Origin of the sequence: Thomasclavelia sp. (genome assembly GCF_017889095.1) — a bacterium.
In the GTDB taxonomy this organism is placed as follows: Bacteria; Bacillota_I; Bacilli_A; order Erysipelotrichales; family Coprobacillaceae; genus Thomasclavelia.
Genome location: NZ_JAGHEW010000053.1, coordinates 1 through 8,046 on the forward strand (window position 1 = coordinate 1; position 8,046 = coordinate 8,046).

Annotated in this window: 8 protein-coding genes; all 8 read left to right on the forward strand. The window is 31.4% G+C overall.

Translation table 11 applies throughout. The annotated features are described in order from the left end of the window. A partial coding sequence (locus J7M77_RS02335; protein ID WP_296875568.1) for an RsmD family RNA methyltransferase occupies positions 1–243 on the forward strand: 243 nt, incomplete at its 5' end. After that, positions 243–725, forward strand: a complete 483-nt coding sequence (coaD, locus tag J7M77_RS02340) for a pantetheine-phosphate adenylyltransferase (RefSeq protein WP_296875570.1) — start codon at positions 243–245, stop codon at positions 723–725. The genes J7M77_RS02335 and coaD, both read left to right, overlap by 1 nt. Before the next feature lie 337 nt (positions 726–1,062). Next, entirely contained in the window at positions 1,063–1,671 is a 609-nt protein-coding gene (locus J7M77_RS02345) for a GH25 family lysozyme (RefSeq protein ID WP_296875571.1), read from the forward strand. 153 nt (positions 1,672–1,824) lie between these two features. Beyond that, positions 1,825–2,700: an aspartate carbamoyltransferase catalytic subunit gene (locus tag J7M77_RS02350; RefSeq protein WP_296875572.1), complete on the forward strand. Its 876-nt coding sequence runs from the start codon at positions 1,825–1,827 to the stop codon at positions 2,698–2,700. Further along, positions 2,693–3,961: a dihydroorotase gene (locus J7M77_RS02355; protein ID WP_296875575.1), complete on the forward strand. Its 1,269-nt coding sequence runs from the start codon at positions 2,693–2,695 to the stop codon at positions 3,959–3,961. Before J7M77_RS02350 ends, J7M77_RS02355 begins: the two co-directional genes overlap by 8 nt. A gap of 9 nt (positions 3,962–3,970) precedes the next feature. Continuing rightward, positions 3,971–4,726 carry a dihydroorotate dehydrogenase electron transfer subunit gene (locus J7M77_RS02360; RefSeq protein WP_296875577.1) on the forward strand — a complete coding sequence of 252 codons (756 nt, stop codon included), beginning with the start codon at positions 3,971–3,973 and terminating at the stop codon, positions 4,724–4,726. Next, positions 4,719–5,636 carry a dihydroorotate dehydrogenase gene (locus J7M77_RS02365; RefSeq protein WP_296875579.1) on the forward strand — a complete coding sequence of 306 codons (918 nt, stop codon included), beginning with the start codon at positions 4,719–4,721 and terminating at the stop codon, positions 5,634–5,636. The genes J7M77_RS02360 and J7M77_RS02365 overlap by 8 nt, the downstream gene beginning before the upstream one ends. Positions 5,637–5,733: 97 nt before the next feature. Further along, positions 5,734–7,878, forward strand: a complete 2,145-nt coding sequence (locus J7M77_RS02370) for an ATP-dependent helicase (RefSeq protein ID WP_296875581.1) — start codon at positions 5,734–5,736, stop codon at positions 7,876–7,878. The last annotated feature ends 168 nt before the right edge of the window (positions 7,879–8,046 follow it).

Below are 8,046 nucleotides of genomic sequence, written 5' to 3' on the forward strand. Positions count from 1 at the left end.
AAAAAGTTTGCAGATGAACAGCTTAAATTTGATTTAATCATTTTAGATCCTCCTTATGGCAAAAACATGGTCAACGGGATCTTAGAATTCTTACTTACTAATAAAATGTTAAATAATAATTGTACGATTGTAATTGAAGAATTAAAAGAAGTAGTTTTTAAAGAATTTGCTGATTTAAAATTAATCAAAAAATATGAGTATGGGATAACAGCTTTAAATATATATGAATATGAGGTAGCATGATGAAAAAAAATATTGCAGTATATGTAGGAACATTTGATCCAGTTACCAATGGACATTTAGATATAATCGAACGAGCAAGCAGGATGTTTGATACTTTATATGTAACGATCTGTATTAATCCTAATAAACAGGGATTATTTACAATTGATGAGCGCAAAGCTCTATTAAAAGAAGCTTGTAAAGATTTTGATAATGTCATCGTTGATTCTACCGATAAATTATCAGTAGAATATGCCCGTGATGTTGGTTCTAAGATTCTAGTTAGAGGTATTAGAGCAACAATGGATTTTGAATACGAATTACAGCTGGCTTTTTCGAATCAATACTTAGATAAAGAAGTTGATATGGTTTTTTTAATGACTAAACCATCGCATTCGTTTATTTCTTCATCAGCAGTAAAAGAAATGGTCAGCCATCACCGTAGTGTAGCGGGACTAGTTCCTAAATGTGTTGAAACAGCCTTACAAAGAAAATATCAGTAAAGTAAAAGTATCCAGGGAATTTCCCTGGATATTTTGTTTATAAAGTCTAAAAATATGCATTTATTTAACGATTAGATAGTAATTTGTCATAGAATAACATATTCTATGACAATCATTATAACATAGTTATTAAAATTATTGAATTTAAAGCGCTAAAAATAAAGTAAAGATTAACTAAATCAATAATTATATTGATTCTATTATTTAAATAAACAACAAAAAATTACTGTTTATTTTTAAAATTATGGTATATTTGTCTTAGAATATGTTATTCTAAGACGCATTTTATTGCCAATAAAAATAATTGAGTAAAAGTTTAGTAAAAAAGGGGTTAATTATGGAATATGGAATCGATATAAGTGAAAATAATGGGAAGATTGATTTTAACGAAGTGATTAAAGCAGGAAATAGCTTTGTGATCATTAAAGCCGGAACCGGACAATCATTATTAAATAAAGATAGCTGTTTTGAACGTAATTATTATTATGCAAAAATTAATGGTTTAAAAGTTGGGGTTTATTGGGATTTACAGGCAAGGACGGTAAATCAGGCTTTGATTGAAGGTCGCATTTGTTTAACGATAATTAAATCAAAACAATTTGAATATCCTATCTATGTAACAATTAAAGAAAAGTATTATCATGATTTTAATCAGTCTTTAAGTGTGATCGTAGAGAGTTTTTGTATGGTTTTAGAAAGTCAGGGCTATTATACAGGAGTTTATGCAAGCAAAGCTTATTTTAAGGAAAAATTAGTTAATATCCATAATATTTTTGATAAATGGGTCATTGATGATAAAAACAATGGAGATATAAGTGAATTTGATTATAAAATGTATCAATATCCTAATAAATGTTATTTTAATAAAGGTTATATTAACCAAAACATTGTATGTGATTTTGATTATCCGACAATTATTAAAAAATCTCATTTGAATAATTGGTAAAAATATTAAATTTATTGTTATTTATTAGTTTATTAATTGTAAAATCATCATTAATTTGTTATGATTGATTAAGAAAAATAATGCAACTGGGGTATAATAGATATTATTGCCCAATTATACCTCGAAAGAGGTATTTTTTATGGAGGTAAACAGATGAAGAACGTATTTACATTAAAGGATTTTTCAGTTGAGGAAATCAACCAGATTTTAGATGAAGCTGAGGAATTTAAAGCTGGTAAGAAAGTTGATTTTAAAGGTCAAAAAGTAGTCGCTAATTTATTTTTTGAACCATCAACGAGAACTCATTATAGTTTTGATAAAGCCGCTTTTAATTTAGGTTGTCGAACTCAAAACTTTGAAGCAGCAAATTCAAGTGTTCAAAAAGGGGAAAGCCTTTATGACACGGTTAAATTTTTTGAATCAATTGGCTGTGATGCGGTGGTAATAAGACATCCTAAAGAAAATTATTATCAAGATTTAGTGGGACGGATCAACATACCAGTTGTAAGTGGTGGTGATGGTACGGGAAATCATCCAAGTCAATCATTATTGGATTTGATGACAATTCGTGAGGAATTTGGTCATTTTGATGGTTTAAAAGTAGTTATTGTTGGGGATATTGTTCATTCACGGGTTGCTCATAGTAACTTTGAAGTAATGAGACGTTTAAATATGGAAGTTTATACTAGCGGTCCTAAACAATTTGAAGAACCAGGATATAATTATGTTGATTTCGATCGCATTTTACCAGAAGCGGATGTTGTGATGCTGCTTCGAGTTCAACATGAACGTCATCATGAATTGATGCGTCTTACAACAAAGCAGTATCATCAAATGTTTGGGTTAAATCCAGATCGAGTTGCGAAAATGAAGAAAGGAGCGATCATAATGCATCCAGCACCATTTAATCGTAATGTTGAAATTGCTGATGAAGTGGTAGAATGCGATAAAAGCAGAATCTTTAAACAAATGGCTAATGGTGTTTTTGTGCGGATGGCATTATTAAATCGGGTATTACAAGATGACTAAGATATTATTTAAAAATGGAAATGTATTTTATCATGGTAAAATACAAAAGTTAGATGTATTAATTGAAGATGAATATATTAAAGAAATTGCCCCTAAGATCAATGAAGGTGACACGATCATTGATTTGCAGGGGAAACTATTAACACCTGGATTAGTTGATTTACATGTTCATTTAAGAGAACCAGGGTTTGAATATAAAGAAACAATTGCTACAGGAACTAACAGTGCTAAATATGGTGGTTACAGTCATTTAGTAGCCATGGCGAATACTAAACCTTGTATGGATGATGTTGAAACAATTAGAGATTTTACTAATCGTGTAAAAAAAGACGGGAAAGTGCATACGTATACTTATAGTGCCATTACTACAGATTTAAAAGGAGCAGAACTGGTTGATTTTAAGGCCAATGTTAATGAACCGATTGTTGTAGGTTTTTCTGATGATGGTAAAGGGGTTCAAAGTAAAGAGATGATGAAAGCAGCTATGATCAAAGCTAAAGAAGTTGACAGTATCATTGTTGCTCATTGTGAAGATGAAAGTGAATTACAAGCTGGTGCCTGTGTCAATTTAGGTGAGTATTCAAAAGCTAATGATTTAGTAGGAATCAATAATGCTTCTGAATACAAACAGGCTATGCGTGATCTTGAATTAGCTGGTGAAATTGGTAATCGTTATCATATTTGTCATATTTCCACTAAAGAAACTGTGGCTGCTTTAAAACAAGCCCGCAAAACTAATTCATTAGTTAGTGGTGAAGCTTGTCCTCATCATTTAATTTTAACTGATGAAAATATTAAGGATCTAAATCCTAATTATAAGATGAATCCGCCACTTAGAAGTAAGGAAGATTTAAAGGCATTAATTCAAGGTATTAATGAAGGAGTCGTAACAGTCATTTCTACTGATCATGCTCCTCATAGCATTGAAGAAAAAAATCAGCACATTTCTAAAGCTCCATTTGGAATTATCGGGATTCAGCATGCTTTTAGTTTAATGTATACATATATTGTTAAAAAGGGATTAATTCCCCTAGAAACAGTACTTAGCTGTATGAGTGTTAATCCAGCTAAAGTAATTGGTTTTAAACATGATTTAGAAGTTGGTTATAAAGCTAATTTAGCGGTATTTGATCTCGATGAAGAATATACGATTACTAAAGAAAGTATTAAATCAAAAGCAATTAATACCCCATTTTTAGATACTAAGTGTTTTGGGGCATTAAAATATCATGTTTTAGATGGTGTGGTTACAAAAATTTAGGAGGGAATTATGGCGAATCTTCAAGGAATGATGAAAATTACGGCAATTAATAATATTGCTGATGATGTTTATGAAATGATATTAGAGGGCGATGGAGCTAAATATATTAGCGCTCCAGGACAGTTTATTAATATTAAGATCAATGACAGTTTACAGCCATATTTAAGACGACCAATGTCAATCAGTGATTATGATGATGATCATATTGTTATTGTTTTTAGAGTTGTTGGTGAAGGAACAGCAATTTTAAAAGATAAAAAAGTTGGCAGTGAATTAGATTGTTTAATTGGTTTAGGTAATGGTTTTACGATCAAAGATGGTAAAGCATTATTAGTTGGCGGTGGTTTAGGAACACCACCACTATATAATCTTGGAAAAAAATTAGCTAAACAAGGTTATGAAGTTATTACGGTTTTAGGTTTTAATAGTGCTAAAGATGTTTTTTACCAAGATAAGTTTGCTGAGTTTTCAAAAGTTTATTTAGCGACAATGGATGGTTCTTTAGGAACAAAAGGAACAGTTATTGATGTAATTAAACAAGAAGAAATTACTTTTGACCATTATTATGCTTGTGGACCAGAACCGATGTTAGATGCGTTAGCTATAAATTATCCTGATAATGGACAATTATCTTTTGAAGCTCGTATGGGCTGTGGCTTTGGTGCCTGCATGGGATGTTCATGTAAAGTAAAAACAAAACCATATAAGCGAATCTGTGTTGAAGGACCAGTTTTAGAAAGTGATGAGGTGATTGTAAATGGCTAATTTAAAAGTATCTTTACCAGGGTTAGAAATGAAAAATCCGGTGATTCCAGCTAGTGGAACATTTGGTTTTGGCTATGAATTTACGAAGTTTTATGATATCAATATTTTGGGTTCCATCATGCTTAAAGGGACTACTTTAGAACCTCGTTATGGTAATCCATTACCAAGAATTGCTGAAGGACCAAGTGGTATGCTTAATGCAATCGGACTACAAAATCCGGGTGTTGAAGCAGTTATGAGTGAAGAATTAGAAAAATTACGACCAGTTTATCAAGATAAAGTAATTGCCAATATTGGTGGCAGTGCCCCTGAAGATTATGTTGAAACAGCTAGATTAATTTCTAATCATGATATGGTAGGAGCATTAGAATTAAATATTTCTTGTCCTAATGTTCATAGCGGGGGAATTCAATTTGGAACTAATCCACAAATGGCAGCCGATTTAACTAGACGGGTAAAAGAAGTATCTAAAGTACCGGTTTATGTAAAATTATCACCAAATGTTACAGATATCGTGGAAATGGCTAAAGCTGTTGAAGCAGCTGGAGCAGATGGAATTACGATGATCAATACTTTAGTAGGAATGCGGTTTGATTTTAAAACTGGAAAACCGATCATCGCTAATAAAACTGGCGGTTATTCAGGACCGGCAATTTTCCCAGTTGCTTTAAGAATGGTTTACCAGGTAAGTCAGGCAGTAAAAATTCCGGTAATTGGTATGGGGGGAATTCAAAGCGGTAAAGATGTCATTGAAATGATGTCAGCGGGTGCCAGTGCGGTAGCGATTGGCTGTCAAAATTTAGTAGACCCTTATGCTTGTCAAAAAATCATTGCGGAACTAGATGATTTATTAAATACGCTTGGTGTTGATGATATTAATGAAATTGTGGGACGTTCTCATCAGTTTTAATTTGGAGAATTGGCTAACCAATTCTCTTTTATTTTAAAGAAAAAAGTATATCTTTTAATGTTAAGATAAGTTATAATTTAACAATGGTGGTGATTAAATGGATTTAGATAAATTATTAAATAAAAATCAAAAAGAAGCAGCCGTTTATCTTGACAGTAATTTACGAATTATCGCTGGTGCGGGATCAGGTAAAACAAGAGTAGTTACTTATCGCATCGCATATTTAATTGATGAAGTTGGGGTTGCTCCTTATAAAATACTTGCAATAACGTTTACCAATAAAGCAGCTAACGAAATGAAAGAACGAGTAGCTAATTTATTAGGTCCTCATAGTTTTGGGACCTTGATTTGTACGATTCATTCATTATGTGTGCGGATTTTAAGACAACACATTAATGTGATTAATTATCCCAGCAATTTTATGATCATGGACGAAGAAGATCAAAAAGCACTGCTTAAAAAAATCTATACTAATTTATCAGTTGATTCTAAAGCAATTAGCATTAAAAGTATGTTAACGACCATTTCTAGTTATAAAATGGCTAATGTTTCTCCAGCAAGGGCGATAGAATTAGCGGGACAGTTTACTGGAGAACTTGCCAAAGCCAAAATTTATCAAGAATATCTAGCTTATCAAGAAGATCATTTTATGCTTGATTTTGATGATCTGTTATTAAAAACAGTCTATATCTTTGAAAACTATCCTGATGTTTTAGAAAAATGGCAACGTAAATTCCAATATATTCATGTCGATGAGTTTCAGGATGTTGGTAATATTGAATATCGTTTAGTTAAATTAATGTCTAAACAGGCCATTACTTGTGTAGTTGGTGATCCTGATCAGACGATTTATTCATTTAGAGGGGCTGATGTTAATTATATTTTAGATTTTGATAAAGATTTTAAACCATGCAAGACAGTCATTTTAGATCAAAATTATCGTTCGACCGGGAATATTTTAAATGTTTCTAATAATTTAATTAGAAAGAATCAAAATCGATTAGAAAAGGATTTATTTACGCAGCAAACTGGTGGTGGTGAAGTTATTCATTATACCGGTAAAAATGAACAGGATGAAGCTAATTATATTTGTGGTCAAATTGAAAAAATAATTAGTGAAGTTGAAGGCGTCAATTATCGTAATTTTGCCATTTTATATCGGGCTAACTATTTATCAAGAACAATTGAACAGTCATTGATTTCTCATGGTATTGATTATCGGATCTTTGGCGGTTTAAAATTCTTTAGTCGTAAAGAAGTAAAAGATGCTTTAAGTTATTTACAATTAGTTTGTAATGATGAAGATCTTGCATTTGAACGAATTATTAATGTTCCAGCGCGGGGAATTGGTAAAAAAACATTAGAAAATATTCAATTAGTAGCCTTAAATAATCAAGTCAGTTTATATGAAGCTTTAACATTATTTAGTGATCAAATTAAATTATCAACTAAAGCTAAAAAAGAACTAAAACGTTTTGTTTTGGCAATCGAAACGGCCAAACAGTCAACTTTACCACTTCATGAAATGTTTGAAAAGCTAATTGAAGATGTAGGTTATATTGAAATGTTGAAAAAAGATCTCGAAGATAATCGAATTAATAATATCCAGGAGTTACAAAATTCAATTTATACATTTGTCAATCAAAATCCTGATTTAGCGACAATTGAAAACTATTTACAAGAGATTTCATTATATACTGATAATGATAAATTAGATGATGATCAGTATGTTAGTTTAATGTCAATTCACATGGCTAAAGGATTAGAATTTGATTATGTTTTTGTTTTAGGTTTGTCGGAAGGAATTTTTCCAAGTTTTCGCACGTTAAGTGAATCGGATGATGGTTTAGAAGAAGAACGGCGCTTAGCTTATGTTGCTTTTACCAGAGCGAAAAAACAGTTATTTTTAACTGATAGTGAAGGCTTTAGTTTTGTCACGGATTCACCTAAGATTGCTAGCCGCTTTATCGATGAAATGGGAATTGAAGGCGTTAAGCATTTAGGAACCAAACCGCGTTTTAAAACATCTAATTATCTTAATACGAAACCAACTAAAGAAGAGTTAGTTGGTAATAATGAAGTTAAAGACTGGGCTGTTGGTGATTTTGTCAATCATGACACTTTTGGTAAAGGGGTCGTCGTTAAGGTAAACGATCGAACTTTAGATATTGCTTTTGAATTACCAGCGGGATTAAAAACTTTGATGGCTAATCATAAGGCATTAAAGAAACTTACAAATTAAGCACACTAAGTGCTTTTTTTGTCTTAAAAGTAATCAATTAAAATCTCTATTGATGAAAGATGAACTTAGATATGTTATGATAAAGACAAGATCAAAAAGAGAGGTCATGACCATGGATAGAATTATATTTTTAGATATTGATGGGGTTATTTCACCAACCGATAGTGA